27 protein-coding genes are annotated in these 24,294 nt (G+C 61.8%); 20 read left to right on the top strand and 7 right to left on the bottom strand.

Annotation, left to right across the window (positions count from 1 at the left end; translation table 11 throughout):
- The first annotated feature begins 491 nt into the window (after nucleotides 1-491).
- The 4 genes from rhtA to BM017_RS21275 all read left to right on the top strand — a co-directional run bounded on the left by rhtA (nucleotide 492) and on the right by BM017_RS21275 (nucleotide 3,293).
- Entirely contained in the window at nucleotides 492-1,379 is an 888-nt protein-coding gene (rhtA, locus tag BM017_RS21290) for a threonine/homoserine exporter RhtA (RefSeq protein ID WP_071492290.1), read from the top strand.
- Between the two features lie 164 nt (nucleotides 1,380-1,543).
- Complete coding sequence (locus tag BM017_RS21285; protein ID WP_058426920.1) at nucleotides 1,544-1,825, top strand: hypothetical protein; 282 nt, start codon at nucleotides 1,544-1,546, stop codon at nucleotides 1,823-1,825.
- Nucleotides 1,826-1,934: 109 nt separating this feature from the next.
- Nucleotides 1,935-2,666, top strand: a complete 732-nt coding sequence (locus tag BM017_RS21280) for an SDR family oxidoreductase (RefSeq protein ID WP_092248073.1) — start codon at nucleotides 1,935-1,937, stop codon at nucleotides 2,664-2,666.
- A gap of 36 nt (nucleotides 2,667-2,702) precedes the next feature.
- Complete coding sequence (locus BM017_RS21275; RefSeq protein WP_092248070.1) at nucleotides 2,703-3,293, top strand: 2-hydroxychromene-2-carboxylate isomerase; 591 nt, start codon at nucleotides 2,703-2,705, stop codon at nucleotides 3,291-3,293.
- A gap of 46 nt (nucleotides 3,294-3,339) precedes the next feature.
- On the opposite strand, the gene BM017_RS21270 is transcribed toward BM017_RS21275, so the two are convergent.
- From BM017_RS21270 to BM017_RS21260, 3 genes are all read right to left on the bottom strand, one after another.
- Nucleotides 3,340-5,148, bottom strand: coding sequence for an aminopeptidase P family protein (locus BM017_RS21270; protein WP_092248067.1), 1,809 nt, complete (start codon nucleotides 5,146-5,148; stop codon nucleotides 3,340-3,342).
- A gap of 49 nt (nucleotides 5,149-5,197) precedes the next feature.
- Nucleotides 5,198-6,358, bottom strand: coding sequence for a cysteine desulfurase family protein (locus BM017_RS21265; protein ID WP_092248064.1), 1,161 nt, complete (start codon nucleotides 6,356-6,358; stop codon nucleotides 5,198-5,200).
- Between the two features lie 233 nt (nucleotides 6,359-6,591).
- Nucleotides 6,592-6,861 (bottom strand): hypothetical protein, encoded by a 270-nt coding sequence (locus tag BM017_RS21260; RefSeq protein ID WP_092248061.1) that lies wholly within the window; start codon nucleotides 6,859-6,861, stop codon nucleotides 6,592-6,594.
- Between the two features lie 398 nt (nucleotides 6,862-7,259).
- Between BM017_RS21260 and msuE the strand changes: the two genes are divergently transcribed.
- From msuE to BM017_RS21240, 4 genes are read left to right on the top strand one after another with little or no spacing between them, the layout of a single operon-like run.
- Nucleotides 7,260-7,823: an FMN reductase gene (gene msuE, locus BM017_RS21255; RefSeq protein ID WP_092248091.1), complete on the top strand. Its 564-nt coding sequence runs from the start codon at nucleotides 7,260-7,262 to the stop codon at nucleotides 7,821-7,823.
- 9 nt (nucleotides 7,824-7,832) lie between these two features.
- A complete protein-coding gene (gene ssuD / locus BM017_RS21250) occupies nucleotides 7,833-8,972 on the top strand; it encodes an FMNH2-dependent alkanesulfonate monooxygenase (protein ID WP_092248058.1) in 1,140 nt (379 codons plus the stop codon).
- Nucleotides 8,973-8,991: 19 nt separating this feature from the next.
- Nucleotides 8,992-10,179 (top strand): acyl-CoA dehydrogenase family protein, encoded by a 1,188-nt coding sequence (locus BM017_RS21245; RefSeq protein WP_092248055.1) that lies wholly within the window; start codon nucleotides 8,992-8,994, stop codon nucleotides 10,177-10,179.
- A gap of 11 nt (nucleotides 10,180-10,190) precedes the next feature.
- Nucleotides 10,191-11,294, top strand: coding sequence for a sigma-54 interaction domain-containing protein (locus tag BM017_RS21240; RefSeq protein WP_071492282.1), 1,104 nt, complete (start codon nucleotides 10,191-10,193; stop codon nucleotides 11,292-11,294).
- Here the strand turns inward: BM017_RS21240 and BM017_RS21235 are convergent.
- Nucleotides 11,283-11,648, bottom strand: coding sequence for an antibiotic biosynthesis monooxygenase (locus BM017_RS21235; RefSeq protein ID WP_071492281.1), 366 nt, complete (start codon nucleotides 11,646-11,648; stop codon nucleotides 11,283-11,285). The two genes, BM017_RS21240 and BM017_RS21235, sit on opposite strands and share 12 nt — an antisense overlap.
- Before the next feature lie 100 nt (nucleotides 11,649-11,748).
- Here BM017_RS21235 and soxR point away from each other — a divergent pair, with 100 nt between their 5' ends.
- The 4 genes from soxR to BM017_RS21215 all read left to right on the top strand — a co-directional run bounded on the left by soxR (nucleotide 11,749) and on the right by BM017_RS21215 (nucleotide 14,841).
- Complete coding sequence (gene soxR, locus BM017_RS21230; RefSeq protein ID WP_071492280.1) at nucleotides 11,749-12,198, top strand: redox-sensitive transcriptional activator SoxR; 450 nt, start codon at nucleotides 11,749-11,751, stop codon at nucleotides 12,196-12,198.
- Between the two features lie 99 nt (nucleotides 12,199-12,297).
- Nucleotides 12,298-12,756 (top strand): VOC family protein, encoded by a 459-nt coding sequence (locus BM017_RS21225; RefSeq protein WP_092248052.1) that lies wholly within the window; start codon nucleotides 12,298-12,300, stop codon nucleotides 12,754-12,756.
- A gap of 126 nt (nucleotides 12,757-12,882) precedes the next feature.
- Nucleotides 12,883-13,758 carry an alpha/beta fold hydrolase gene (locus BM017_RS21220; RefSeq protein ID WP_092248049.1) on the top strand — a complete coding sequence of 292 codons (876 nt, stop codon included), beginning with the start codon at nucleotides 12,883-12,885 and terminating at the stop codon, nucleotides 13,756-13,758.
- Between the two features lie 168 nt (nucleotides 13,759-13,926).
- A complete protein-coding gene (locus tag BM017_RS21215; RefSeq protein WP_207240106.1) occupies nucleotides 13,927-14,841 on the top strand; it encodes a LysR substrate-binding domain-containing protein in 915 nt (304 codons plus the stop codon).
- Here the strand turns inward: BM017_RS21215 and leuD are convergent.
- Nucleotides 14,838-15,452, bottom strand: coding sequence for a 3-isopropylmalate dehydratase small subunit (leuD, locus tag BM017_RS21210; protein WP_092248043.1), 615 nt, complete (start codon nucleotides 15,450-15,452; stop codon nucleotides 14,838-14,840). The two genes, BM017_RS21215 and leuD, sit on opposite strands and share 4 nt — an antisense overlap.
- On the bottom strand, nucleotides 15,449-16,867 hold the full coding sequence (gene leuC, locus BM017_RS21205) for a 3-isopropylmalate dehydratase large subunit (RefSeq protein WP_092248040.1): 1,419 nt from the start codon (nucleotides 16,865-16,867) through the stop codon (nucleotides 15,449-15,451). Before leuC ends, leuD begins: the two co-directional genes overlap by 4 nt.
- A gap of 284 nt (nucleotides 16,868-17,151) precedes the next feature.
- Between leuC and BM017_RS21200 the strand changes: the two genes are divergently transcribed.
- From BM017_RS21200 to BM017_RS21165, 8 genes are read left to right on the top strand one after another with little or no spacing between them, the layout of a single operon-like run.
- Nucleotides 17,152-18,354: a PepSY-associated TM helix domain-containing protein gene (locus BM017_RS21200; RefSeq protein WP_092248037.1), complete on the top strand. Its 1,203-nt coding sequence runs from the start codon at nucleotides 17,152-17,154 to the stop codon at nucleotides 18,352-18,354.
- Nucleotides 18,351-18,887: a thiamine pyrophosphate-binding protein gene (locus BM017_RS21195; protein ID WP_092248034.1), complete on the top strand. Its 537-nt coding sequence runs from the start codon at nucleotides 18,351-18,353 to the stop codon at nucleotides 18,885-18,887. Before BM017_RS21200 ends, BM017_RS21195 begins: the two co-directional genes overlap by 4 nt.
- Nucleotides 18,884-19,213 (top strand): hypothetical protein, encoded by a 330-nt coding sequence (locus tag BM017_RS21190; RefSeq protein ID WP_071492272.1) that lies wholly within the window; start codon nucleotides 18,884-18,886, stop codon nucleotides 19,211-19,213. Before BM017_RS21195 ends, BM017_RS21190 begins: the two co-directional genes overlap by 4 nt.
- Nucleotides 19,210-19,770: a DUF6162 family protein gene (locus BM017_RS21185; RefSeq protein ID WP_071492271.1), complete on the top strand. Its 561-nt coding sequence runs from the start codon at nucleotides 19,210-19,212 to the stop codon at nucleotides 19,768-19,770. Before BM017_RS21190 ends, BM017_RS21185 begins: the two co-directional genes overlap by 4 nt.
- 19 nt (nucleotides 19,771-19,789) lie before the next feature.
- Nucleotides 19,790-20,710: a metal ABC transporter substrate-binding protein gene (locus tag BM017_RS21180; RefSeq protein ID WP_092248031.1), complete on the top strand. Its 921-nt coding sequence runs from the start codon at nucleotides 19,790-19,792 to the stop codon at nucleotides 20,708-20,710.
- Complete coding sequence (locus BM017_RS21175; protein WP_092248028.1) at nucleotides 20,707-21,453, top strand: metal ABC transporter ATP-binding protein; 747 nt, start codon at nucleotides 20,707-20,709, stop codon at nucleotides 21,451-21,453. Before BM017_RS21180 ends, BM017_RS21175 begins: the two co-directional genes overlap by 4 nt.
- Nucleotides 21,450-22,349 carry a metal ABC transporter permease gene (locus BM017_RS21170; protein ID WP_092248025.1) on the top strand — a complete coding sequence of 300 codons (900 nt, stop codon included), beginning with the start codon at nucleotides 21,450-21,452 and terminating at the stop codon, nucleotides 22,347-22,349. The genes BM017_RS21175 and BM017_RS21170 overlap by 4 nt, the downstream gene beginning before the upstream one ends.
- Nucleotides 22,349-23,308: a metal ABC transporter substrate-binding protein gene (locus tag BM017_RS21165; RefSeq protein ID WP_092248023.1), complete on the top strand. Its 960-nt coding sequence runs from the start codon at nucleotides 22,349-22,351 to the stop codon at nucleotides 23,306-23,308. The genes BM017_RS21170 and BM017_RS21165 overlap by 1 nt, the downstream gene beginning before the upstream one ends.
- Here BM017_RS21165 and BM017_RS21160 read toward each other — a convergent pair.
- Nucleotides 23,289-24,014: a UTRA domain-containing protein gene (locus tag BM017_RS21160; protein WP_033900319.1), complete on the bottom strand. Its 726-nt coding sequence runs from the start codon at nucleotides 24,012-24,014 to the stop codon at nucleotides 23,289-23,291. The two genes, BM017_RS21165 and BM017_RS21160, sit on opposite strands and share 20 nt — an antisense overlap.
- Nucleotides 24,015-24,294: the final 280 nt, after the last annotated feature.

Below are 24,294 nucleotides of genomic sequence, written 5' to 3'. Positions count from 1 at the left end.
GCAGCCTCATTTGCTGTCAAGTGATTATTTTCAGAAGTTTTCGAAGATTTCTTCAACAACTTCAACCACTTGCGCTTCCGGTCTCTCGTTAGCGGGAGGCGAATTCTACAGCGTTACACGCTGCTGTCAACACCTCTTTTTCTCCGCTTTCGACCGAGAAGATCGAAACGTTAATAGAGCCAGACAACACTGCCCTATCAACTGCTTCTGGGCTTCGATGAACTGAAGCAAGTCGCTGTCGAATTCTGCGTAACTCTTTGTTTACCAAGGAGTTTTCCGTTTCGACTGCGCCGGAAGTGGGGCGAATTATAGACTTCCAGAATCTGTCGTCAACCCTTAATTTGGTTTTTCTATCAAAGAGCCTGAAACACTCAAAGTCCGTCCTGTATAACGCATCAAAAAGGATAATTGAGCAATATATTGCTCATCACCAAACAGTTGCGCATCATAGCGCTCTTGCTTCTTTTATATGACTTCGGACGAATTCCCCAATGACCACCTCCCCCCGCAGCCTGGCCTCGACACTGTTCCCTGTCGGCCTGCTGTTGATCGCCATGGCCTCTATCCAGTCCGGCGCCTCGCTGGCCAAGAGCATGTTCCCTGTCGTTGGCGCACAAGGCACAACGGCACTGCGCCTGATTTTCGCCAGCGTGATCATGCTGCTTTTGTTGCGCCCGTGGCGCGCCAAACTGACCTCCAAGTCCTTACGTACCGTCATCGTCTACGGGATGGCGTTGGGTGGCATGAACTTTCTCTTCTATATGTCATTGCGCAGCGTGCCCCTGGGGATTGCGGTCGCCCTGGAATTCACCGGCCCCCTCGCGGTGGCCATTTACGCCTCTCGGCGCGCAGTCGACTTCCTGTGGATTGCCCTCGCCATCATCGGCCTTCTCTTGTTGATCCCGATGGGCGAGGCCAGCAGCGGCATCGACTTGCTGGGGGCAGCCTACGCGCTGGGAGCAGGCGTCTGCTGGGCACTCTACATTCTGTATGGTCAGAAAGCAGGGAATGACAACGGCGTCCAGACCGCCGCCCTCGGGGTGATGATCGCCGCATTGTTTGTTGCACCTATCGGCATCGTCCACGCAGGCAGCGCATTGCTGACTCCCGCACTGATCCCGATCGCCATCGGCGTCGCCATTCTGTCCACCGCCCTGCCCTACACCTTGGAAATGGTTGCACTGACGCGCCTCCCTGCCCGAACCTTCGGCACTCTTATGAGCATTGAGCCGGCTTTCGGCGCGCTTTCCGGCCTGTTATTCCTGCACGAGCACTTGTCCTTCGCCCAGTGGCTGGCAATCACTTGCATCATTTTGGCCTCCGTAGGTGCCACGGTAACGATGCGCAGCGAACCAAAGCCACTGGTTGCCTCGGATTGAAGTCTGTTTGAATGTAGCTCTGGTATTTACCGCACATTTAGGCCATGTTTAAGCCGTAAACGAATGTCATTCATGGAGAATTTCGACAAGGACAGCGCGAACGCTACACCCGAAAGCGAGTAGAGCCGGCCTCTGGCATTGCAAGGCGGCTATTAAGGATAGGAATGAAGCGAATTTTAATACTGTTAATGGTCATGGCCGTTGCTGGTTGTGCCGCGACCACCAAGACAGAAGTGAAACGTGGCAAAAAAGGGTTGCATATCAACTGTTCCGGCCTGTCTTCTTCCTGGGAGCAGTGCTACACCAGTGCGACCAACTCCTGTGGCGCCAAGGGCTACCGAGTAATCGCAAAGTCCGGTGACAATTCTGAGGAACCTGGGGACTACCCATTCGGCCTCAACCCTGCCGGCTACACCAGCCGCAGTATGATCGTCATCTGTAAGTAATCGAATGAGCAGTCATCTCTGACTGCTCCTATCAAATCCGGATACAAATCCGGCCCTTCGCGACACGGCGTCTAAACTCCTGCTCTACCATCGAGCCAACGGAGTTCCCATGACACACAACAAAAAAATCGTATTGGTAGTGGGCGCCGGTGATGCAACCGGCGGCGCCATTGCCAGACGCTTCGCCCGCGAAGGCTATGTGGCCTGCGTCAGCCGCCGCAGCGCCGATAAGTTACAGCCGCTGGTGGACAGTATTAACGCAGTGGGCGGCGAAGCCCATGGGTTTACCTGTGATGCGCGTAAAGAAGAAGACGTCATCGCGCTGATCGAACAGATCGAAACTGAGCTGGGTCCGATTGAAGCCTTTGTGTTCAATATCGGCGCCAATGTGCCGTGCAGCATCCTGGAAGAAACCGCGCGCAAGTATTTCAAGATCTGGGAGATGGCCTGCTTCTCCGGTTTTCTGAACGCACGCGAAGTGGCCAAGCGCATGGTCACGCGCAATCGAGGCACCATCCTGTTTACCGGCGCCACCGCCGGATTGCGCGGCGGCGCAGGTTTTGCCGCCTTCGCCGGGGCCAAGCACGGGATTCGGGCCCTCGCGCAAAGCATGGCGCGGGAACTGGGTCCCAGGAACATCCATGTCGCCCATGTCGTGATCGATGGCGCCATTGACACCGACTTCATTCGCGACAATTTCCCGCAGAAATACGCACTCAAAGACCAGGACGGCATCCTCAGCCCCGAGCATATCGCCGATAACTATTGGCACCTCCACAGCCAGCCACGCGATGCCTGGACCTTTGAACTGGACCTGCGCCCCTGGAATGAACCCTGGTAAGCACGCCCCCATAACAATAAGCAGCGAGCATCGACCATGCGTAAAACCCTGGAGTTCTTCTTTGACCTGGGCAGCCCCGCCACCTACCTGGCCTACACCCAGCTACCGGCATTGTGCACGGCAACCGATACACAGCTTGTGTATAAACCCATGTTATTGGGCGGCGTGTTCAAGGCCACCGGTAACGCCTCTCCAATCACCGTTCCTGCAAAGGGTCGCTACATGCTCGATGACCTGGCGCGTTACGCCCGGCGCTACAACGTACCGCTCCGGTTCAACCCGCACTTCCCCATCAATACGCTGGTGTTGATGCGAGCGGTCACCGGCATCCAATTGCACCAGCCTGAGCGTTTCCTGGACTTCGTTGATTGCCTGTTCCATGCCCTTTGGGTCGAAGGCCGTCACTTGGGAGACCCCGCCGTCGTGGCTGCCGTACTCACTGAATACGGATTTGCCGCCAATGAAATCCTGAATTTGGCCAATGACGAAACCGTTAAGGCTGCCTTGAAGGACAACACCGAACAGGCCGTTCAACGCGGCGTGTTCGGTGCCCCCAGTATGTTTGTAGGCAACCAGCTGTTCTTCGGTCAGGACCGTCTGGAATTTGTGCGCGAAGCGTTGAGTTAGAGCTTGATGGCCAAAACGCCCTGGCACGTTACTGCCTGGCAGGTAATCAGATAGCCGCAGTGCGTACCTGCAACCACTCCAGCGCGGCACCGCTGAGCAATGGGCTCAAACGCTTGCGCACCTCAGTGTGGTAAGCGTTGAACCACTCACGCTCGTCTGCCGTGAGCAACGATGGCAACAGGCAGCGCGTGTCGATCGGGCACAAGGTCAGGGTTTCGAACTTGAGAAACTCACCGAACTCGGTCTTGCCCGCTTCGCGGTTCAACACCAGATTCTCGATACGCACGCCCCAACGGCCTGGACGGTAAGTACCCGGTTCAATGGAGGTGATCATCCCCGCTTGCATCGCCGTTTGCGGCGCGGTAGCCGCCTGGTAGGCAATCACTTGTGGGCCCTCATGCACGTTGAGGAAATAGCCTACACCGTGGCCAGTACCGTGGCCGTAGTCCACGCCTTCCGCCCAGATCGGCGCGCGGGCAATCGCATCCAGCAGCGGCGACAGGATCCCTTTCGGAAAGTGGGCACGGGACAAGGCAATCACGCCCTTGAGCACCCGGGTGCAGTCCCGCTTCTGCTCGTCACTCGGCGTGCCGATCGGCACCATCCGCGTGATATCCGTGGTGCCGCCCAGATACTGGCCACCCGAATCGATCAGCAGCAGGCCATCGCCTTCGATCAGCGCGTGCTCTTCTTCAGTGGCGTGGTAATGCGGCATCGCGCCGTTGGCGTTGTAGGCCGCAATGGTGTTGAAACTCAACGACACATAACCAGGGCGGCGGCTGCGTGCAGCGGTCAGGTGTTCGTCGATGGTCAACTCGGTGATGCGTTCACGGCCCAGCGCACTGTCCAGCCAGGCGAAAAACTCGCACAGCGCTGCGCCATCCTGCTCCATGGCTTGGCGGATATGTTCTGCGTCGGCCAGGCTCTTGCGGGACTTGGCCAATGTGGTCGGGTTGAGGCCTTCGACCAGCTTGACGCCGGCATCGAGATTCTCCAGCAAACCCGCGGTAACGCGCGCCGGGTCGACCTGCAGACTGGCGCCCGCCGGCACCGCGCGCAATGCATCCGCCACTTCGCTGTAGTCGCACAGCGTCACGCCATCCTGCTCCAGCACAGCCCGCAACTCGGCGTCGACTTTGCTCAGTGCCACAAACAGCGTGGCCTGGTGTTGATTGATCAACGCAAAGGACACAAACACCGGGTTGAACGAAACGTCACCACCACGCAGGTTGAACAGCCAGGCAATGTCATCCAGGGTCGCGATGAAATGCCAGTCGGCGCCCTTCTCTTTCAAGGCAGCACGCAGCGAAGCGAGTTTTTCAATACGGCTGACAGTAGCCTGCGGTGGCAGGTGTTGATAGATCGGCTGGTTCGGCAATGCCGGACGGTCATGCCAGACTTCATCAAGCAGGTCGATATCGGTACGCAAGCGCGCGCCGCGCTCCGCCAGCTTACCGGCCAGGGTACGCGCCGAAGCCACGGCCATGACCGCACCATCCACCGCCACCATACCACCTTCCGGCGTTTGCTCGGCCAGCCACTCCAGCGGCCCGGGTTGGCCCGGCTGCAGCTTCACCAATTCGATGCCGCTGCCCTTGAGTTCCTTGGTCGCCTGTTCCCAGTAACGGCTATCGGCCCACACACCGGCGAAATCCGCAGTGACAATCAGCGTTCCCACCGAGCCATGAAACCCCGACAGCCATTGCCGCCCCTGCCAGTAACCCGGCAAGTACTCGGACAAGTGCGGGTCGGCCGACGGCACCAGCAGGGCATGAATACCCTCGCGGCTCATCAGTTCACGGGTATGCGCCAGGCGCTGGGGAACCGTTCCATGGGTCAAGGGCTGCGTACTCATTGTGTCTCCTGCTAACCACGAATAATTGTTATGTGTCGCGATAAATGAATCAGACCGCCCAGAACGCCGGTGCGCTGGCGAGGGCCGCCTTGATCAGTTGCACCGCCTGGTCGATATCCTGTTCGGTGGTAAACCGGCCGAGGCTCAAGCGAATGGTGCGGCTGGCGCTGCGTGCATCATGGCCCAGGGCGAGCAGCACATGGGACGGTGCATTGCTGGCCGAATTGCAGGCCGAGGTCGCAGAAAACGCGATCCCCGCGCTCAACGCCGCGGCGTTGAATTCGCCTTCACTGAACGTGAGGCTCAGGGTATGGGGAATACGCTGTGTAGCGCTGCCATTGAGGCGCACACCGGCCACCGACTCCAACTGGTCGAGCAGGCGCTGGCGCAGAGCCACAATCACCGCCTTTTCTTCAGAGAAAGACGCCGCCGCCAAGGCGAACGCGGTGCCCATGCCAGCAATCTGATGGGTCGCCAGGGTGCCGGAACGCAAGCCGCCCTCGTGGCCGCCACCGTGAATCTGCGCCAGGACCTTCTGCTGCGCCCGCGGACCGACGTACAAAGCGCCGATACCTTTGGGGCCATAGAGTTTGTGCGCGGAAAACGACATCAGATCCACCGGCCACTGCGCCAGATCGATCGCCACCTTACCCGCCCCTTGCGCCGCATCCACATGCAACAACGCGCCGTGTTCACGCACGCGGGCACCGATGGCAGGGATATCGTTGAGGGTGCCGAGCTCGTTGTTCACCAGCATCAACGACACCAGGAAGGTGTCCTCGCGCAAGGCTTCGCTGACGGCATCGGCGCTGATCAAGCCATCGGCGTCCGGCACCAGGTAGGTCACGGCCACGCCGGCTTCCTGCAATTGTCGCGCGGTATCCAGGGTGGCCTTGTGTTCGATCTGGCTGGTAATGATATGCCCACCCGCCACGCCCCGCGCCTGGGCCACGCCTTTGATCGCAAGGTTGTTGGATTCGGTGGCGCCGGAGGTCCAGACGATTTGCTCCGGGTTGGCACCGACCAGCCCGGCCACCTGACGACGCGCCTGTTCGACCGTCTGCCGGGCCGCCTGGCCGAACGCATGGGAACTGGACGCGGGGTTACCGAAATTGGCGTTGAAGCCCAGACACTCGACCATCGCCTGGATGACCCGCTCGTCCACCGGGGTGGTGGCGGCATAGTCGAAATACAACGGACGTTTATTCATGACGTTAGAAACTCGCAGAGCAGGTTCCCGAGAGCAGCGTCTCAGGGGCACGGACCGGGACAGAGGTCGTCAGGTTTAACCGATCACACGCCATTAAAGAAGGACCACTTTATGTAAATGTGCGTAGGAACGCTCCTGAAATTCAGCTTAACAGGCTGAAGTCGCTCCATGGCAAACAAAAAGCCCGAGGATCCTTGTGGATAACCTCGGGCTTTTTGTCGCTGGGCGCGGGTTCAACTGGGACGACCATGCAGGGTCACGCTGCGTTCGGCATTCATTTCGCCCTTGCTATCAAAGTCGAAGGGTTTCTGTGGCTGGCCGGTCAGCGCGGCGCGCTGTTGTTGATATTCGTCAAACGACAAACCACGACGGCTCAATGCTTCAAGGGCCAACTGCTTGGTTTCTTCTGCGGTGTAAGGACGCAATTCAGGCGAAGGATGAGTCGCACATCCGGCAAGGACTGAGCTGACAATCAATAAGGAAACAGCGAGGAATCGGTTCATGGTGGTGGCCCTGCAAAGGAGGTTTCGAGTCAATGAACACAGGCTACTCCCGCCCCTTGATGGTGAAAAATCACCTGCCTTGATAGTTGCTATCAACCGCCAACGCACCTTCGATAGCAGCGCCTTTATATTTCCTTATGATCTATAAATATGGAAATACGTTCATTTACGGAATAAATACAACCCTCTATAACGGGACTACACCGCCTGGCACTGTTGCCCACGCAACTGTTGCCCTGGCAACAGCCAATCAACAAATCACCAGGCAGCCAACACCGGCATTTTTCAGCAGTGAGCCTGCAACCCGCGTCGATCAAGGCTTGCACCCGTTGGTACAGCTCTTGCTCAAGCGGTTGCACTCCACCTGCTATGAACCACTGTTGAAAAAGGAACTGTTCATGACCCGTCCCCTGAATGTTGTTGCCCTCTCCGGCGGAACCTGGCGCCCGTCCCGTACCCTGGTGTTGACCCAGGCGGTGCTGGCTGAGCTGGCTACCTTGCTGCCGATCCAGGCCACCCTGATCGAGCTGGGCGATATCGCCCGGCCGCTGGGCGGTGCGCTGTCCCGTGATGAACTGCCCGCAGAAGTCGAAGCGCAACTGTTGGCCATCGAACAGGCCGACTTGCTGATCGTCGCCGCGCCGGTCTATCGCGGTTCCTACCCGGGCCTGCTCAAGCACCTGTTCGACCTGGTCGGCCTCAATGCGCTGATCAGCACCCCCGTGCTCCTGGCGGCAACCGGCGGCAGCGAACGCCACGCGCTGGTCCTCGACCACCAACTGCGTCCGCTGTTCAGCTTTTTCCAGGCGCTGACCCTGCCGATCGGTGTGTACGCCACCGAGGCCGACTTCACCGACTACCAAATAACCAGCGAATTACTGAAAGCCCGTATTCAACTGGCGGCAGAACGCGCAGCGCCTTTGTTCGCCGCGCACTCCCCCTCTCTGCTGAAAATCGCTTAAGGATTGGTCATGGATGTTTTCTGGTTTCTGCCAACGCACGGCGACGGTCATTACCTGGGCACCACCCAGGGTGCACGGCCGGTCACCCTCAATTATCTGAAACAAGTCGCCCAGGCAGCTGACAGCCTGGGCTACCACGGCGTGCTGATTCCTACCGGGCGCTCGTGCGAAGACTCCTGGGTCATCGCCTCGGCCTTGGTGCCGCTGACCGAACGCCTGCGTTACCTGGTGGCGATTCGTCCGGGCATCATTTCGCCGACTGTCTCGGCGCGCATGGCGGCGACCCTCGATCGCCTGTCCAATGGCCGCCTGCTGATCAACGTGGTGACCGGCGGCGACCCCGACGAAAACCGTGGCGACGGCAGTTTCCTCGACCACGCCGAACGCTACGAAGTCTCCGACGAATTCCTACGTATCTGGCGCCGTGTGTTGCAGGGCGAATCGGTGAATTTCGAAGGCAAGCACCTGCGCGTGCAAAACGCCAAGGCCCTTTACCCGCCGGTGCAGAAGCCTTACCCGCCGCTGTACTTCGGTGGATCCTCCGACGCCGCCCACGACCTCGCCGCCGAGCAGGTAGACGTGTACCTGACCTGGGGCGAACCACCCGCCGCCGTTGCGGAAAAACTCGCGGATGTGCGTGAGCGCGCCGCACGCCACGGGCGCACCGTGAAGTTCGGCATCCGCCTGCATGTGATCGTGCGCGAGACCGAAGAAGACGCCTGGAAAGCCGCCGACAAGTTGATCGAGCACATCAGCGACGAAACCATCGCCGCCGCGCAAAAATCCTTTTCGCGCTTTGATTCCGAAGGCCAACGCCGCATGGCCGCCCTGCACGACGGGCGCCGTGACAACCTGGAAATCGCCCCCAACCTGTGGGCCGGCGTCGGCCTGGTGCGCGGCGGGGCGGGCACCGCGCTGGTGGGCAACCCGCAACAAGTGGCCGAACGCATCAAGGAATACGCGGACCTGGGGATCGAGAGCTTCATTTTCTCCGGCTACCCGCACCTGGAAGAAGCCTATCGCTTCGCCGAGCTGGTGTTCCCGTTGCTACCGGAACCCTATGCCAGCCTTGCCGGCCACGGCATCACCAACCTCACGGGCCCCTTTGGCGAAATGATTGCCAACGATGTGTTGCCGACCAAAGCTTGAGATCAATGAGGAACACCGTGTGACCGCCAAACCCCACAGCGTCCTGCCGTCCCCCTTGCAGACCGCCAGACTGCTGGCCGCCGACTTCGCCCTCACCGCCGTCGAACGTGACGAACGCGGCGGCACGCCCAAGGCTGAACGCGACGCCCTGCGCCAGAGCGGCCTGCTGGCCCTGAGCATTCCCACCCAGTACGGTGGCCTCGGCGCACGCTGGAGCGACACCCTGCGTATCGTGCGTGAATTCGCCAAGGTCGACAGCTCCATCGCCCATGTCTTCGGTTTTCACCACCTGATGCTCGCCACCGTGCGCCTGTTTTCACGCCCGGACCAATGGCAACCCTGGTTCGAACAGACCGCGCGCAAAAACTGGTTCTGGGGCAACGCCCTCAACCCGCTGGACACGCGCACCGTGGTCAAGGATTTCGGCGGCTGGCGCGAGTTCTCCGGCAAAAAGAGCTTCTGCTCCGGCGCCAGCGACTCGGAAATGCTGATCGCTTCGGCGGTGGACGAATCCGCCGGTGGCAAACTGCTGATCGCCGCGATCCCCAGCGGGCGCAGCGGCATCACCTTGCACAATGATTGGAACAATATCGGCCAGCGCCAGACCGACAGCGGCAGCGCCAGCTTCGAACGGGTGCGCGTCGAAGAATCCGAGCTGCTGCTCGATCCGGGACCGCTGAGCACACCCTTCGCCTGCCTGCGCCCGTTGATCGCCCAACTGACGTTCACCCACATGTTTCTCGGCATTGCCGAAGGCGCCTTCGAGGAAGCGCGCAATTACACCCTCACCGAAACCCGCGCCTGGCATAAATCCTCGGCCGAAGATGTGCGCAGGGACCCTTACGTACTGCATCACTACGGCGAATTCTGGGTCGCACTGGAAGGCGTGCGCCTGCTGGTGGAGCGCGCTGCCGACCTGCTCGACCAAGCCTGGGCCAAAGGCCCGAACCTCAGCGAAACCGAACGCGGCCAGTTGGCCATTGCCATCGCCACCGCCAAGGTCGCCGCCACCCAGCAGGGCCTGGAGCTGTGCAGCCGCCTGTTCGAAGTCACCGGTGCGCGCTCCACCCACGCGTCGCTGCGCCTGGACCGTCACTGGCGCAACCTGCGCACCCAGACCCTGCACGACCCGGTGGACTACAAACTCCACGAACTGGGTGACTGGGCGCTGAACCACTCCCTGCCGATTCCAACGTTCTATTCCTAAGAGAGGTGCCCATGCAGCTGTTGACCCTACCGCCCTCGCCCGCCCTCGCGACCTCGATCCGCGCCACGGCCCAGGTCTTCGAAGACCCCAAATCCCAGGCGTTGCTCGACCACATCCAGCAAGTGGCGCCCAGCGAAGCCAGCGTGCTGATCATCGGCGAGACCGGCACCGGTAAAGAGCTGGTGGCACGCCACATCCACAACCTCAGCGCACGGCGCAACCGGCCGTTCGTGGCGGTCAACTGCGGGGCGTTCTCCGAGTCCCTGGTGGAGGCCGAACTGTTCGGCCATGAAAAAGGCGCCTTCACCGGCGCCCTCAGCGCCAAGGCCGGCTGGTTCGAGGAGGCCGACGGCGGCACGTTGTTTCTCGATGAGATCGGCGATTTGCCGATGGCGATCCAGGTCAAACTGCTGCGGGTCCTGCAGGAACGAGAAGTCGTACGCCTGGGTTCGCGCAAGAGCATTCCGATTGATGTGCGCGTCTTGGCCGCAACCAACGTGCAGTTGGAAAAAGCCATCAACGCCGGGCATTTCCGCGAAGACCTCTATTACCGCCTCGACGTGGTCAGCCTGGAGCTCAGCCCGCTGCGCGAGCGCCCCGGCGATATCCTGCCGCTGACCCGACACTTTATCGAAGCCTACAGCCAGCGCCTGGGGTATGGCCCCATCACCATCAGCCGCGAGGCCGAGCACAAGCTTAAAAGCTACAGTTGGCCGGGCAACATCCGCGAGTTGGAAAACGTAATCCACCACACCCTGCTGATCTGCCGGAACGGCGTGATCGAGCGCGACGACCTGCGCCTGTCTAACATGCGCATCGAGCGCCAGGACGACAGCCAGCACGGCAGCGACAACAGCGCTGAAGCATTGCTTGCGCGGGCCTTCCAGAAACTGTTCGAGGAACAGGCCGGCGCCCTGCATGAAAAGGTCGAAGATGCCCTGCTACGGGCCGCCTACCGTTTCAGCCATTACAACCAGGTCCACACCGCCAACCTGCTCGGCCTGAGCCGCAACGTCACACGTACGCGCCTGATCAAGATCGGCGAGCTGGCGGTGAACAAGCGCCGGCCCGGAGAAAACGTGCAAGGCGAGCGCATGCTGCACCTATCCATTTAGGCGGCAGTGCAACGCGTTGTCGTGGCTGCGCTCGAAACTGCGCAGCACCTGGAACGAACCAAAGGTCACGGCCGTGGCCTGGTGGGCGCGAATCAATGTCCAGAAATCTTCCTCGCCATGCTCAAAACACTGGAAGGCCGCCTCGCCGTCTTCACGCGAGTGCCATTGCAGGTAATTGAGCACCCGCCGTCCGTCATCGCTGACCAGCACACTCGCATTGATAAAGCCGCCATGGCCCTGGGCCAGGCGTTCGCTCTGAAGGGTCAGGGCGGCCACCAGGGCAGATTGTTGCCGGGGTTCGATCTGAAACTCGATCAATTGAGTGAAGCTGCGATTCTTCTCTGATACCTGCATGAACACTCCCCTTCCTCTGTAGGCAGAATCTTGCGATTCGATGCCATGCAGGGTAAAACCTCTAGTTAAGTCAAGGTCAAGCGCTTATCTGGAGTTTTTCATGCTCAACAAGGAACTCACTGTCGGCCAACTGGCCGCCCGCAGTGGTGTGGCGGTCACGGCGCTGCACTTCTACGAAACCAAGGGGCTGATCAAGAGCAATCGCAACGCCGGTAATCAACGGCGTTACCCCCGGGATGTACTGCGGCGCGTGGTGGTGATCAAGATCGCCCAGCGCCTGGGCATTCCGCTGGCAACGATTGGCGAAGCCTTGCAGACATTGCCGGAGGGGCGCACGCCCAACGCCCAGGATTGGGAGCGTTTGTCGGCGCTGTGGCGGCAAGACCTGGATGAGCGCATCAACAAGCTGACGCTGCTGCGCGACAAGCTCAATGGCTGTATTGGCTGCGGATGTTTGTCGATGGAGGCGTGTCCATTGCGCAATCAGGATGACCAGCTTGGTGAGCGCGGGCCGGGGGCACAGTTGCTGGAACCGACACCCCCTGCATGACCTGCGGCCCCAACACTTCGTCGACTGCCCACAGGCCACACGGAACGTGGCCTATAGTGAAGAGGCCGTTTCTCTACAACCACAATCAAGGAGAGCGATATGAGCGTTGAACCTATTCCGGAGGGCTACGCCAGCATCACGCCTTATATGGGCATCGACAAAGCCAGTGAAGCCATCGAGTTCTACAAAAAAGCCTTCGGCGCCACCCAGGTCATGCGTCTGGACATGCCGGATGGCAAAGTCGGCCATGCCGAGCTGCGCATCGGCGATTCGGCCATCATGCTGGGCACGCCCTGCGACGAAATGGCCCTGCGCAACCCGGCCGAACACACCAGTGTCGGCTTGCATCTGTATGTGAGCGATGTCGACGCGCAGTTCAAGCAAGCCGTTGCGGCTGGCGCCAGCGTCGTGTCCGAGCCCAAGGACCAGTTCTATGGCGACCGCTCCGCCAGTGTGAAGGATCCGTTCGGTCATCTGTGGTTCCTGGCGACCCACAAGGAGGACCTGACCGAAGCACAGATCCGCGAACGTGCCGAGGCCCTGTTCAAACAAGGCTGACCCTTTGCAGGAGCGAGCAAGCCCGCTCCTGCATCACACTTCATGAACACCCCCTCCACGTTTTTGCCCTTGCCCCGAATGCCGCGTGATTCCACGATGCAAGCATTCATCACAAGGAGTCATTCCATGTTCGCCGGATTCCAGAAAGACCAGTGCCACGTCAACGGCGTGGACATCAGCTACCGCAAAGGTGGTACAGGTCCCGGTCTGCTCCTGTTGCACGGGCATCCGCAAACCCACGTCATCTGGCACAAAGTCGCCGAGCAACTGGCTGAACACTTCACCGTGGTGGCCGCCGACCTGCGCGGCTATGGCGACAGCAGCAAGCTGCCGGCCAATGACCATCACACCCATTATTCGAAACGGGAAATGGCCCGGGACAACGTCGAACTGATGCAGGCGCTGGGCTTCGACAGGTTCTCGGTGCTGGCCCACGACCGTGGTGCCCGCGTGGCCCACCGCCTGGCCCTGGACCACCCGGCGGCCGTGCAACGCATGGTGCTGCTGGACATTGCTCCGACCCTGTCGATGTACGCGCAGACCAACGAAGCCTTCGCCCGCGCCTACTGGCACTGGTTCTTCCTGATCCGTCCGGCGCCCTTGCCGGAAGCCTTGATCGAGGGCAACCCGGAGCTGTACCTGCGTAGCGTGATGGGCAGTCGCAGCGCCGGGCTCAAGCCGTTCACTCAGGAAGCCTTCGCCGAATACCTGCGTTGCCTGAAATTGCCGGGCGCCGCCACGGGCATCTGCGAGGACTACCGTGCTGCCGCCGGTATCGACCTTGAGCACGACCAGGCGGACATCGACGCCGGCCATCACCTGAACCTGCCGTTACTGGTGATGTGGGGCGCCGAAGGCACTGTCGGGCGCTGCTTCGAGCCGCTCAAGGAATGGCAGAAAGTCGCCACCGACGTGCGTGGCAAGGCCCTGCCGGCCGGCCATTACATCGCCGAAGAAGCCCCTGAGTTGCTGCTGGGCGAAGTCCTGACCTTCCTTCGCTGAGCAGCGCTGTAACCCCGGTTCTTCCGCATCCTCGGCATTATCTGCCGGGAGGGCACCGATCGGCGCCTTCGCTGCTATCGCGCTCACCACCGGCAAGCAACCGGGCCTGCCGGAAGGTCTGCCCAACCGGTGCTATTCTGGCGGCTCATGCCGCCAGCCCCGTTTGTGATGACTAACAAGAAAGATACCGTGCCCCTACCCGAAGACCTGCGGGTGTTCCTGACCGTGATCCGCAAGGCCGGTTTCGCTGCGGCGGCCGATGAGCTGGGCTTGTCGCCAGCGTATGTCAGCAAGCGCATCCAGATTCTCGAAACCACCTTGGCCACCCGCCTGTTGCACCGCACCAGCCGGCGCATTGCCCTGACCGAAGACGGTGAACGGGTGCAGCGCTGGGCGGTGCGCATCCTCGAAGATTTCCAGCAACTGTCCGATGAACTCTCCGACGCCCATGACCGCCCGCGTGGCCACCTGCATCTGTGCAGCAGCTTCGGTTTCGGTCGCAACCATGTGGCCCCCGCCGTATCGTTGCTGGCTGAGCAGTACCCGGACCTGGAAATCCGCCTGGACCTGTTCGACCGCGTGGTGGATATCGTCAGCGAAGGCTTCGACCTGGAGATCCGCGTGGGCGACGACATCCCCGGCCAGCACATCGGCCGTCGGCTGGTGAGCAACCGGCGCGTGCTGTGCGCCGCCCCGGCTTACCTGGAGCGGCGCGGCACACCGCAACAGTTGAGTGACCTGGAGCAGCACGACTGCCTGATACTCAAGGAGCGCGATAACGCGTTCGGCATCTGGAACCTGGAGCGCGACGGCACCCAGGAAAGCGTGCGCGTACGCGGGCCGCTGTCGTCGAACAATGGCGAAATTGTGTTGCAGTGGGCGTTGGATGGGCGCGGGGTGCTGCTGCGCTCGATGTGGGATGTGAAGCCGCTGTTGGAGCAAGGCAAGCTCGTGCAGCTACTGCACGGTTATACCCAGAGCGCCAACGTGTGGGCGGTGTACCCGACACGGTTGGCGTATTCCGGGAAGCTGCGGGCCTGCGTGGAGTTTTTGCAGGAGCATTTCAAGGGATTGTCGATCTAGCTCAGCCAGGGGTTGGCTTGCAGGTGCCGGCGTTCGAAGGCCTTGATCTCCTCACTGCGCTGCAAGGTGCTGCCGATGGCATCCAGGCCCCGCAACAACGCAGTCTTGCGCAGTGTATCGATCTGGAACGGGATCACCTGGCCATCCGCCAAATGGATCTGCTGGGCTTCAAGGTCGACACTGATCTGCGCCTGGTCCGCCTGGCTGACGGTCTTGCCCAGCCGCTGCAACACCGCCTCATCCAAGGTGATCAACAACACCCCGTTGCGCTGGCAATTGTCATAGAAAATCCCCGCGAAGCTGCTGCCGATCAGCGCGCGGATGCCCATCTGCTTCAAGCCCCATACCGCGTGTTCCCGGCTGGAACCGCAGCCGAAGTTCGGCCCGACCACCATGAAACATGCGCCCTGCCAGGCCGGCAGGTTCAGCACGAACTCGGGGTTGGGCTCGCCGGACGGCAAGAAGCGCAGGTCGAAGAACAGCCCGCGGTCCAGGCCGCTGCGGTCAATACCCTTGAGAAACTGTTTGGGCATGATCACATCGGTATCGATGTTGGCCGCCAGCATCGGCGCGGCCTTGCCGATGACCAGGGTGAAGGGTTGCAGGCTCATGGGCGCGCTCCAAAGTGGCGGATATCAGTAAGGTGGCCGGTAATGGCAGCGGCGGCGACCATCGCCGGGCTCATCAGGTGGGTGCGTGCGCCCGCGCCCTGGCGGCCTTCGAAGTTGCGGTTGGTGCTGGACGCACAGCGGTCGCCGGGGGCGAGCACATCGTCGTTCATCGCCAGGCACATCGAGCAACCCGACTGACGCCATTCAAAGCCGGCGTCGATAAAAATCGCTGCAAGGCCTTCGGCTTCGGCCTGGTCGCGCACTTCGGTGGAGCCCGGCACGATCATCGCCCGCACGTGTTCAGCGACGCGCTTGCCACGCACCACGCTGGCGGCGTCGCGCAGGTCTTCGATGCGGGCGTTGGTGCAGGAGCCGATGAACGCATGGCTGATGACGATCTCGCTCAACGGCATACCGGCTTCCAGGCCCATGTAGTTGAGGGCGCGGCGCATGTCCTGGCGCAGGATCGGGTCGCTGACGTCCTGCGGGTCGGGCACGCGGGCGCCGATGGGCGCGGCCTGGTCAGGGCTGGTGCCCCAGGTGACCATGGGTTCCAGGGTGCTGGCATCGAGGTGCACTTCCTGGTCGAACACCGCATCGGCATCCGAGTGCAGTTGGCGCCAGCCCACCAGCGCCTGGTCCCACAGCTCGCCTTTCGGCGCACGCGGCTTGCCCTTGAGGTAGGCGAAGACTTTTTCGTCCGGCGCCATGAACGCGCCGCGCGCGCCCGCTTCCACCGCCATGTTGCAGATGGTCATGCGCGCCTCGACGCTCAGCGCATCGATGGTGGAACCACGAAACTCAATGGCATAGCCCGTGGCACCGGAAGCGCCGATCTTGCCGATCAGCGCCATGATCACATCCTTGGACGTCAGGCCGGGTGCCAGGTCGCCCTCAACCGTGACCCGCAGGGTCTTCAGGCGCTTGTAGACCAGCGTCTGAGAGGCCAGCAGGTGTTCGATCTCCGAGGTGCCGATGCCGAAACCGAAGGCACCGAGGGCGCCGTAGGTGGTGGTGTGGCTGTCACCGGCGGCGATCACCATGCCTGGCAGGATAAAGCCCTGCTCCGGGGCGATTACGTGTTCGATGCCCTGGCGCTTGTCGAGGATGTCCAGCAGCTCGATGCCGAAGTCCCGGCAGTTCTCCGCCAGGTAGGACACCTGCCGCGCCCCGCCTGCATCGGGCATCGCCGCGACGCGCTTGGGCGTGGTGGGGTTCACATGGTCGACCACGGCCAGCGCCGTGCCTGGGCGCCACACGTTGCGCCCGGCCTCGCGCAAGCCGCTGAAGGCCTGGGGGCTGGTGTATTCGTTGATCACCTGGCGGTCGATATAAAGCAGCACATGGCCCTGGTCATCCAGGGGGCACACCGTGTGGGAATCGATGTGTTTGTCGTAGAGGGTTCGGGCAGTCATTTTTCTGGGCTCACTTTTGTCGGCGCTCAACGGTATGCGCCCATCCTACGCAGCCGCCTCGCCCCATCAATGGCGCCTGGGTGATGGCTTGGAACATGTTTCGTGTTCGATCAAGGCAATAAAACGCCCCGAATGTGAACCTGAAACATTTTCTTTCATATCCGCCTTAGGGATTTCTCATTCTCATCCGTCTTAACTTAGATACAGCCCGTCGCGTCAGCAAAAGCTACGACTGGCCTTTTCCGGGCCTCCATTGCCCTCCTCCGATCAAGACCCTCATTCACATGTCGAAGAAGTCACGCTCCAAACTCTGGTTTCTCGTACATAGCTGGCTGGCATTGCCTATCTGGTTCTTTGTACTGATCGTCTGCGTCACCGGCACCCTGGCGGTGGTCAGCCAGGAGATCGTCTGGCTGGCCAACCCGGATATCCGTGCGAGCAAGCCCTCGGACGATGCCGAACCGCTGAGCTATGACCAGGTGATCGCCGCCATCAAGCGCGATGAACCCCAGGTATATGTGCAGTCGATCAGCCGGCCCGACGAATCGCATTTTGCATTGAGCGTCGACCTCAGCTACCCCGACGGACGCTCGGTGGAGGTCTACGTCAACCCGTACACCGGGGCGATCCAGGGCATCAGCCCCTCCTTCAACTTCCAGCAGTTCACCCGCGCCCTGCATGGCTGGTGGCTGGTGCCGTTCACCAATGGCTACAGCTGGGGCTGGTACCTGGTGTCGGCACTCGGCATCCCGCTGCTGGCGTCGCTGGTCACCGGGCTGGTGGTGTACAAACGGTTCTGGAAAGGCTTCCTGCGCCCGACTCTGCGGATCCGCCACGGCGCGCGGATTTTCTGGGGGGACTTCCACCGCTTGAGCGGTATCTGGTCGATCTGGTTCATAGCAGTCATCTCCGTTACCGGCATCTGGTTCCTGATCCGGGCGATTTTGGGCGACAACCAGATTTCGATTTCCACCGAACCGGTCATCCCGGTGATTGCCCGGGAGAAGGTGCCGATGTCGGCGCCCGGCGTGCCGGCCCCCATGATTCCGGTGGACGAGGCGATCAAGATCGCCACCCAGCGCATCCCTGGCCTGGAGGCAAGCTTCATCAGCCTGCCGCTCAATGCCTACAGTCACCTGCAGATCGGCGGGCGGGGCTGGTACCCGTTGATGTTCCAGACCGCGCAGATCAACCCCTATGACGGTGAAGTGGCTGCGGCGCACCTGCTGTCCGACCGTTCGAAGCTGGAGTTCGTCACCGAATCCATGCGCCCCCTACACACCGGCGACTTCGGCGGCATCTGGATCAAGCTGATCTGGGCCTTCTTCGGCCTGATCATGAGCATGATGGTGTTGAGCGGCCTGCTGATCTGGACCAAGCGCACCGCCCTGGCCACCCTCAATGCCTTCAAGCGTGAAGTCAAGGCACAGCACAAACCGGTTTCCCTCCCCGCCCGGCAGGCGCAAACCTCGGAGGCCAACTCATGAGCAAGGTCGCTGCGGTAAAACCATCGCCTCTGCGGGCGCTCTGGCTGAAATGGCGTTTCCATCTCAATGTGCTGCTGTTGCTGGTGCCGCTGGGCTTCATGCCCAAGTACTTCGCGGATGCAGCGCTGTTTCGCGGCGACACCGGCATCGGCGAACGGGTGGCCGGCGACGTACAGGTCGGACCCTGGAGCCTGAAGCTTGCCGAGTTTCGCAATGAAGGCCCGCGCCCCGACCCGGCCGGCCCGATGAAATTCTTCAACGCCGCCCTGTGCGACAGCTGTGCCAACCAGGTCAAGGCCACCTACCTGCGCATCGGCAAGCCGCGCAGCCTGCGCGCTGCCGGGGTGATCTTCTTCGGTACGCCCTACCGCATGGGCGCCGGCCTGCCGATCCCGGAACGCACGCCCGTCGACGCCGAACTGTGGGTGACCATGGAAGGCTGGGACGGCAGCATGCACCAGGGTTCCATCCCGTTGAGCCAGGCTTCGCCTGCCACGATTGCCTGGCTGAACAAGCAAGGAGTTAAACCATGACTTTGATGCGACTGACCCGCGCCTGCGGCGTCCTGTTGATGGGTGCGGGGTTCAGTACCGTCGCCCTCGCCCACAACCCGATGTGCGAGTGCAAGGAAATCCCCGGTGAGCAGATCCAGTGCAAGGGCGGCTTCTCCGACGGCAGCGGTGCACCCGGCGTGACCCTGGACGTGATCGGCTACGACGAAACCATCCTGGTGCCCGGCAAGCTCGGCCAGGACTCGACCCTGACCTTCAAGAAACCGTCCGCCGAGTTCTACGTGCTGTTTGATGCCGGTCCCGGCCACGTGGTGGAAATCGACCAAGCGGATATCCAGCCGCAATGAGTACCACACAGGTTGTACGCCCGGCCGGTGCCGGTCACGAAACCCTCTACGTGCTGCTGTTGTGCCTGATCATCCTCGCGGTGGCCGGCTCGGTAATAGCGCTGCACGGTGAATCCCAGGAAGTCGCGGCGGTGCCCAGCCACCAATTGGACGCGCGCCGCGACCTGAGCGCCGCCGAGCAAGGCATTTACGCTGACCTGCGGGTGACCCTGGATGAAATCCAGCTGTTGCAGCAGGAACAAAGCGCGCTGCCCAGCCCGGCGCAACTGGCCGAAGAAGGCTTTGCGCCGTTTGCCCAGGACGCCAGTTCGGTCAGCCGCGGCGATCACCGCTGGCAACTGTTGGAACCCTCGGCCTACCTGGGCTTGAGCCAGGCGCCAGCGACCAGCGGTTCATTACTGATGCGCGTGCACGGTGCCGAGCCGGACATCTGGCTCAATCGCCAGGCCAACCTCGCCGCTCCCTCCGACCTCTCCGACCAGGCGCTGATCGCAGCCGGCTGGCGGCAGGTGGTCGCGCAATTCGATGCCGGCGTCACCCGCCAGCACCGTCACTGAACGAGAAGACCGATTGCCCATGTCTATTTCATCGCCCCTGTTGCGCCTGTTGCTGGTTGGCCTGTTCAGCCTGATGCTCGCTCCCCTGGCCAATGCCGAGGCAACCAAGCGCCTGCGTATCGGCATCACCCTGCACCCTTATTACAGCTACGTGGCCAATGTCGTCGGCGACAAGGCCGAGGTGGTGCCGCTGATTCCGGCCGGTTTCAACCCGCATGCCTACGAGCCACGCGCCGAAGACATCAAGCGCATCGGCACCCTGGACGTGATCGTGCTCAACGGCGTCGGCCACGATGATTTCGCCGACCGCATGATCGCTACCAGCGAGCGCCCGGACATCCCGGTGATCGAAGCCAACGCCAATGTGCCATTGCTGGCCGCCACCGGTAACGCCGCACGCGGTGCGGGCAAGGTGGTCAACCCGCATACCTTCCTGTCGATCAGCGCATCGATTGCCCAGGTCAACAACATTGCCCGCGAACTGGGCAAGCTCGACCCGGACAACGCCAAGACCTACACCCAGAACGCCCGCGCCTACGGCAAGCGCCTGCGCCAGATGCGTGCCGATGCCCTGGCCAAATTGACCAGCGCACCCAACCCGGACCTGCGCGTGGCCACCGTGCATGCGGCCTACGACTATCTGCTGCGCGAGTTCGGCCTGGAAGTCACCGCCGTGGTCGAACCGGCCCACGGCATCGAGCCAAGCCCCAGCCAGTTGAAGAAAACCATCGACGAACTGCGCGCCCTGGACGTGAAGGTGATCTTCTCGGAGATGGACTTCCCGTCCACCTACGTCGACACCATCCAGCGTGAATCCGGGGTCAAGCTGTACCCGCTGTCGCATATTTCCTACGGCGAATACAGCGCCGAGAAGTACGAAGTGGAAATGACCGGTAACCTCAACACGGTGGTCCGGGCAATTCAGGAGTCCGGAGCATGACGGCGGCGGAACAGCTGAAGGCGGTCAGCGTCGGCCCGACGCTCGAGTTCGACAAGGTGTCGTTGACCCTGGGTCGCACCGCGATCCTCGATGCGGTGAGTTTCCAGGTACAGCCGGGCAGCATCCATGCGCTGGTCGGCCCCAACGGCGGCGGTAAAAGCTCGCTGATCAAGACCCTGCTCGGGCAAACACCCAATCAGGGTCGGCTGAGCCTGCATTGGCCGGCCGCACCCGGCACCATCGGTTATGTACCCCAGGCCCTGGAGTTTGACCGGGGCTTGCCGATGACCGTGGATGATTTCATGGCTGCCATGTGCCAACGGCGCCCGGCGTTCCTGGGCCTGTCCAGGCACTACGCCGGCGCGATCGGGGATGCACTGGAGCGCGTCGGCATGCAGGACAAACGCAAGCGGCGCATGGGCGCGCTGTCCGGCGGTGAACGCCAGCGTGTGCTGCTGGCCCAGGGGCTGATCCCGGCGCCGCACCTGCTGGTGCTGGATGAGCCGATGTCGGCCCTCGACGAAGCCGGTATCCAGGTGTTCGAGCGCCTGCTTAATGACTGGCACCTGGCCGGGATCACCGTGCTGTGGATCGAGCATGACCTGGAAGCCGTGGGCCGCCTGGCCGACCGCGTCACCGGCCTGAACCGCCGCGTGCTGTTCGATGCCACGCCCAAGGAGGCGCTGACCCCGGATCGCCTGCTGACCCTGTTCTCCACCCACCCTCGGAGCCCGGCGCAATGAGTTATGAAGCCTTTCGCTTGATGGTCCAGGGCTGGGCCTCTGCCGGCTACCTGCCGGAGGCGCTGGCCTACGGTTTTGTGGTCAACGCCCTGCTCGCCGGTCTGCTGATCGGCCCGGTGCTGGGCGGCCTGGGCACGCTGGTGGTGGTCAAGCGCTTCGCATTTTTCTCCGAAGCGGTTGGCCATGCCGCGTTGACCGGCGTGGCAGTCGGGATCCTGCTGGGTGAACCCTACACCGGGCCGTATGGCGCACTGTTCGGCTACTGCCTGCTGTTCGGCATCCTGCTCAACTACCTGCGCAACCGCACGGGCCTGGCGCCGGACACCTTGATCGGGGTGTTCCTGTCGGTGTCCCTGGCGCTGGGGGCGAGCCTGTTGCTGATCCTGGCCGGCAAGATCAACGTGCATATCCTCGAGAACGTGCTGTTTGGCTCGGTGTTGACAGTCAACGGCAACGATCTGCTGGTGCTGGCGGTTGTCGGTGCGCTGGTGATGGCCCTGGCGCTGCCGCTGTACAACCGCATCATGCTGGCCAGCTTCAATCCGCAGTTGGCCGCTGTGCGCGGCGTCGCCGTGAAAACCCTGGACTACCTGTTCGTGATCCTGGTGACGCTGATCACCGTCGCGGCGGTCAAGGTCATCGGTGCGATCCTGGTGGGAGCGCTGCTGGTGATTCCGGCGGCTGCGGCGCGGCTGTTGAGCCAGTCGCTGAAGGGCTTCTTCTGGATCTCGGTGGCGATTGCCACAGTCAGCACCCTGTGCGGGATCCTGCTGCCGATCATCTTCGACCTGCCCGTGCCGTCCGGCGCCGCCATCATCCTGGTCGCCGGTATCGCCTTCGCCCTGGCCGCCATCGCGCGCGGCACAGTGCCCAGCCTCAAAGGGAATCTTGGATAATGCGCCCTGTACTTCGTCCATTGGCTCTGGCCATCACGTGTTTCATCAGCACTTCGGCCCTGGCGGTCGACGGGGTAGAGCCCAAACCTCTCAAGATCCATCAGGGATTGGGCCACGTCGCACTGAGCAAGGCCACTTCGGTAAAACAGGTGAAGATCCTCGCTTCGCTGCCGATTACCTACGGCCTGGCCGAGGTGCTGCTCAAAGGCACCAACGTACAGCTTGAGCGCGCCGCGCCGGCCAACTTGCCAGGTTCACGCCAGGTGTCCTACTTCACCGGCCGTGGCGCGCCGGCCCTGAGCAAATTGGCGCTGGACGCCGACGCCGCCATCGGCCTGCGCTCATTGTGGGCCGATGACCCGCTGTACCCGGTGGCGCGGCGTAGCAATATCCGTATCGTCGAAGTCGACGCCGCCCGCCCGGTGGATGGTGGCTTGCCTGGCATCGCCGTACAGCCTGGCGTTGCCGATGGCCTGAACAGCCAGCCATGGCAGTCGAGCAACAATATGGGACGCATGGCCGATGTACTGGCTGCCGACCTGAGCCGCCTGGCCCCGGGCGCCAAGCCGAAGATCGACGCCAACCTCGCCGCCCTCAAGCAGCGCCTGCTCAAACTCACCGCCGACAGCGAAGCGCGCCTGGCCAAGGCGGATAACCTGAGTGTGGTCAGCCTGAGCGATCACTTTGCTTATCTGATCAGCAGTTTGAACCTCGAAGCGCTCAGCACCGATGCACGGCCGGATGCCGACTGGACGCCCGAGGCGCTACAGAAACTCACGGCCGAGCTGAAGGACAACGATGTGGCGGTGGTGCTGCATCATCGCCAGCCGAGTGAGGCGGTGACGGCAGCGGTAACGGCAAGTGGCGCCAGGCTGCTGGTGCTGAACGTGGACGGTGCGGAACCGGTGGCGGAGCTGGAGACCAATGTGGACCAGGTGATCAAGGCGCTGACCCCATGACATCCACACCGACATGAATCGCATCATGCCGCCAGAACTCCAGGTCGCAGTCGATCAACCGCTGGTGCTGGTCATAATTGACCCGGGCGATACGCAAGCCCGGGCTGCCCACCGATACGCGCAACGCCGCAGCAGCCTCCACCGGCAGTGACGTCGGCACGATCTCGAAACGCACCCGCCCGTAGTGCAGGTCGTACTTGCGTGCGTACAGCTCGGTCATCGACTGATTCAAATCACACGCCAGGATCCCCGGGAAATACTGCGGGTTCAGGTAGTGCTCCACATACAACACCAGGCGTCCATCGATGCGCCGACCCCGGCAGATCTGGATCACGCTCGACAGTGCCGGCAGCTGCAACCAGGCGCACACCGCCGCCGACGCCGGTTGCAGCCGCGCGGAGATGACCTCGGTGGACGCCACCCGCCCCTGGTCGCTGACCATCGCGTGAAAGTGGCTGCGTTGCATCAGGTTGTAGGCCAACCGTGGCGGCGAGACAAACCAGCCGCGTCGCTCCTCGCGATAAATCTGACCCTGCGCTTCCAGTTGTAACAAGGCTTCCCGCACGGTAATCCGGGTGGTACCGAACAACTCGCTGAGCTTGCGCTCGGCCGGCAGTTTGCTGGCAGGCGGCAACAGGCCGTGGTCGATCTGCTCTTGCAGCGCCAGGCCGATGGATGTCACCGCCTTGATTGCCTCATCACGCATCAACGTTACCTATCTGGACTAGACCAGCACCGACAAGGTGCACAAACCGCTCCGTAAATGGGCTTGCACGGTTGAGTGCCAGCCTAGGTAGTACAGATGACCGACAGATGACAGTCCGTGTGCAGCCGTCGCAGCACACCCTGCAATACGTCGGCCAAGTCCCTTCCCCACGGGCACTTGAGCATGGTCTACGCTGACTCTGCGACAAGCGACATCAGCATTTTAAAAACGACATCGACATGAAACTGTCATCCATCGAGCCTAGATTGGCTCAGGTATT

The sequence above is a fragment of the Pseudomonas sp. NFPP04 genome (assembly GCF_900113815.1).
GTDB classification, from domain to species: domain Bacteria; phylum Pseudomonadota; class Gammaproteobacteria; order Pseudomonadales; family Pseudomonadaceae; genus Aquipseudomonas; species Aquipseudomonas extremorientalis.
Note: the sequence above shows the minus strand (reverse complement) of the source record. Positions and strands in the feature narration are given on the sequence as shown.

Excerpts from the sequence above, each read along its gene's own strand:
- rhtA (WP_071492290.1), top strand. The coding sequence starts at position 492 with ATGACCACCTCCCCCCGCAGCCTGGCCTCGACACTGTTCCCTGTCGGC.
- BM017_RS21285 (WP_058426920.1), top strand. The coding sequence starts at position 1,544 with ATGAAGCGAATTTTAATACTGTTAATGGTCATGGCCGTTGCTGGTTGT.
- BM017_RS21280 (WP_092248073.1), top strand. The coding sequence starts at position 1,935 with ATGACACACAACAAAAAAATCGTATTGGTAGTGGGCGCCGGTGATGCA.
- BM017_RS21275 (WP_092248070.1), top strand. The coding sequence starts at position 2,703 with ATGCGTAAAACCCTGGAGTTCTTCTTTGACCTGGGCAGCCCCGCCACC.
- BM017_RS21270 (WP_092248067.1), bottom strand. The coding sequence starts at position 5,148 with ATGAGTACGCAGCCCTTGACCCATGGAACGGTTCCCCAGCGCCTGGCG.
- BM017_RS21265 (WP_092248064.1), bottom strand. The coding sequence starts at position 6,358 with ATGAATAAACGTCCGTTGTATTTCGACTATGCCGCCACCACCCCGGTG.
- BM017_RS21260 (WP_092248061.1), bottom strand. The coding sequence starts at position 6,861 with ATGAACCGATTCCTCGCTGTTTCCTTATTGATTGTCAGCTCAGTCCTT.
- msuE (WP_092248091.1), top strand. The coding sequence starts at position 7,260 with ATGACCCGTCCCCTGAATGTTGTTGCCCTCTCCGGCGGAACCTGGCGC.
- ssuD (WP_092248058.1), top strand. The coding sequence starts at position 7,833 with ATGGATGTTTTCTGGTTTCTGCCAACGCACGGCGACGGTCATTACCTG.
- BM017_RS21240 (WP_071492282.1), top strand. The coding sequence starts at position 10,191 with ATGCAGCTGTTGACCCTACCGCCCTCGCCCGCCCTCGCGACCTCGATC.
- BM017_RS21235 (WP_071492281.1), bottom strand. The coding sequence starts at position 11,648 with ATGCAGGTATCAGAGAAGAATCGCAGCTTCACTCAATTGATCGAGTTT.
- soxR (WP_071492280.1), top strand. The coding sequence starts at position 11,749 with ATGCTCAACAAGGAACTCACTGTCGGCCAACTGGCCGCCCGCAGTGGT.
- BM017_RS21225 (WP_092248052.1), top strand. The coding sequence starts at position 12,298 with ATGAGCGTTGAACCTATTCCGGAGGGCTACGCCAGCATCACGCCTTAT.
- BM017_RS21220 (WP_092248049.1), top strand. The coding sequence starts at position 12,883 with ATGTTCGCCGGATTCCAGAAAGACCAGTGCCACGTCAACGGCGTGGAC.
- BM017_RS21215 (WP_207240106.1), top strand. The coding sequence starts at position 13,927 with ATGACTAACAAGAAAGATACCGTGCCCCTACCCGAAGACCTGCGGGTG.
- leuD (WP_092248043.1), bottom strand. The coding sequence starts at position 15,452 with ATGAGCCTGCAACCCTTCACCCTGGTCATCGGCAAGGCCGCGCCGATG.
- leuC (WP_092248040.1), bottom strand. The coding sequence starts at position 16,867 with ATGACTGCCCGAACCCTCTACGACAAACACATCGATTCCCACACGGTG.
- BM017_RS21200 (WP_092248037.1), top strand. The coding sequence starts at position 17,152 with ATGTCGAAGAAGTCACGCTCCAAACTCTGGTTTCTCGTACATAGCTGG.
- BM017_RS21195 (WP_092248034.1), top strand. The coding sequence starts at position 18,351 with ATGAGCAAGGTCGCTGCGGTAAAACCATCGCCTCTGCGGGCGCTCTGG.
- BM017_RS21190 (WP_071492272.1), top strand. The coding sequence starts at position 18,884 with ATGACTTTGATGCGACTGACCCGCGCCTGCGGCGTCCTGTTGATGGGT.
- BM017_RS21185 (WP_071492271.1), top strand. The coding sequence starts at position 19,210 with ATGAGTACCACACAGGTTGTACGCCCGGCCGGTGCCGGTCACGAAACC.
- BM017_RS21180 (WP_092248031.1), top strand. The coding sequence starts at position 19,790 with ATGTCTATTTCATCGCCCCTGTTGCGCCTGTTGCTGGTTGGCCTGTTC.
- BM017_RS21175 (WP_092248028.1), top strand. The coding sequence starts at position 20,707 with ATGACGGCGGCGGAACAGCTGAAGGCGGTCAGCGTCGGCCCGACGCTC.
- BM017_RS21170 (WP_092248025.1), top strand. The coding sequence starts at position 21,450 with ATGAGTTATGAAGCCTTTCGCTTGATGGTCCAGGGCTGGGCCTCTGCC.
- BM017_RS21165 (WP_092248023.1), top strand. The coding sequence starts at position 22,349 with ATGCGCCCTGTACTTCGTCCATTGGCTCTGGCCATCACGTGTTTCATC.
- BM017_RS21160 (WP_033900319.1), bottom strand. The coding sequence starts at position 24,014 with ATGCGTGATGAGGCAATCAAGGCGGTGACATCCATCGGCCTGGCGCTG.